This is a genomic window from Tunicatimonas sp., assembly GCF_049647865.1.
GTDB lineage: Bacteria > Bacteroidota > Bacteroidia > Cytophagales > Cyclobacteriaceae > Tunicatimonas.
The window spans coordinates 1-1,954 of record NZ_JBARYM010000273.1; the positions used below are offsets into that span (position 1 = coordinate 1).

The following is a 1,954-nucleotide window of genomic DNA, read 5'->3' on the forward strand; positions in this document are numbered from 1 at the left end:
AATTCACGATTTCAATTTGACTGTCTGCAATCCCTTGCCGGAAAAGAACTCGATGAAACGGAACATAGTTGGACGTATCCGAACGTCAAGAGCTATCTTCTATTGAACGAACCTTCCAACGCTAGCTTCCTTGCGGAGAAAATAACGTCTACAATTAATGAATTAGAGACTTTCAAGTCAGAAACGCGAAACGTAGAATTGTATCTTATTCCATTTGCCGATGAAACAAGTCTGACCATTAACCAAAAGTTATTGATGTTGGTGGGAGTAGTTTTGCTATTAATTACCTGGATCAATTATACCAATCTTAGTGGAGCGAAATCATTGACTAGGGGAAAGGAATTTGGTGTAAGAAGGGTGGTGGGTTCGGACCGGTCACAGCTTATTAAGCAGTTCCTATACGAGGCATTGGTCATATATCTCATTTCTATAGTGGCAGCTACCGCAATTATCCTTAGTGTATACCCAATACTCTTTGATCGGTTTGGTGGACAGTTGCTTTCTATTCTTGAATTTGACACTCCCATCAACTTTGTTTTTTTAGTATTCCTGCTGTTGGGCGCGGTTATCTCGTCAATTTATCCATCATTGTCCGTCTATAGCTCTTCGATCACGAAGCTGCTCAAGAATATGAAGGTTGGAAATCCCAGAGCACAAGGTTTTCAGAGATTTCTGGTAGTTTTTCAATTCACCATTTCCATCATCATACTCATTGGCATCACTACGATTTATAAACAAATGGAATTCATTCAGAACCAAGAAGTGGGTTTTGAAATGGATCATATTATGATCGTCAAACCACCAAAAGATGCCTGGGAAGGGAAATCTAAGCGAATGAACAGCTTCAAAAATCAATTGAAGAATCTGTCTTCCACCCAAGCGGTATCTTCTTCAACCTCCGTCCCACTATGGTGGCCCGGATCACCGACTGATTTTAAAACCAATAGTAGAGAAGAGAACCTTAGGCTAACTGTCCTTCGGGTAGATGAGGAGTATTTTACTTGTTATGGCTTAGAATTGGTAGCGGGAGAAGACTTTCGGGAAGGTCAAGATAAAACCAATCGCACGCGGGTTTTAGTTAATGAACTTACCACCAAGAAAATGGGCTACGTGTACCCGGAAGAAGCCCTGAACCAGACAATTGTCAATCAAAAGACTGAGACTGAATTAGAGATTATTGGCGTGGTAAAAGACCATCATCATGAATCTTTAAGAAAAGAAATCAAACCCCAGGTCTTTGAGTATAATCCAACGGTTGGATTTGTTTCAATCAATTTCAGTTTGTCCGCTCAACCCGGTTTTAAAAATCTAATGAGCAACGTTGAAAGTGTTGAAAATATCTGGCACCAAATCTATCCGGATCAGGCGTTTGATAGTTACTTTTTGGATGAGCGGTTTAACACTGTTTATGAGGAAGAAAAGCTCTTCCAGCAAATATTCTTGACGTTCACTATTATTTCCCTAATCATTACTTTTCTGGGCATATTTGGTTTATCCATGTACATTTCGTCAAGGCGGAAAAAGGAGATAGGGATCAGAAAAGTTTTGGGAGCAAAACCAATTCAAATTCTTGCCCTTTTTACTGATGAGTTTATGAGCAAAGCCGGTTTGGCCATGTTTCTAGGTGTTCCCACTGCCTACTATTTAGTAAGCATTTGGCTATCGAACTTTAATTACCGGATTTCTTTTAGTCCGTGGATTTTAATCATGCCGTGCATTTTTCTATCAATACTCACCTTAGCATCATTAAGTTTCGAAGGCTTGAAGATGGCAAAAGCCAACGTACTAAATATACTAAGGGATGAATAGCAATAGCGAGTGAGAACCAAAAACTTTAAATCACTTCATTGTTTCATTATTAAAAAATCCTCCATAACTAATACATCCATCTCAGTTTGTTGGAAGCAACGTAGTGCGTCTTCGGGAGTGCAAACAATGGGTTCGTCTCGCACAT

The 1,954-nt window shown here is 39.6% G+C and carries 2 protein-coding genes; one reads left to right on the forward strand and one right to left on the reverse strand.

Annotated features, from left to right (window positions below; translation table 11 throughout):
- Positions 1-1,809 (forward strand): ABC transporter permease (locus WBA23_RS08375; RefSeq protein ID WP_424581822.1); only part of this gene is annotated, 1,809 nt, incomplete at its 5' end.
- A 35-nt stretch (positions 1,810-1,844) separates the two neighbouring features.
- Here WBA23_RS08375 and WBA23_RS08380 read toward each other — a convergent pair.
- Positions 1,845-1,952: a carbamoyltransferase C-terminal domain-containing protein gene (locus WBA23_RS08380; RefSeq protein ID WP_424581823.1), complete on the reverse strand. Its 108-nt coding sequence runs from the start codon at positions 1,950-1,952 to the stop codon at positions 1,845-1,847.
- Between the last annotated feature and the right edge of the window lie 2 nt (positions 1,953-1,954).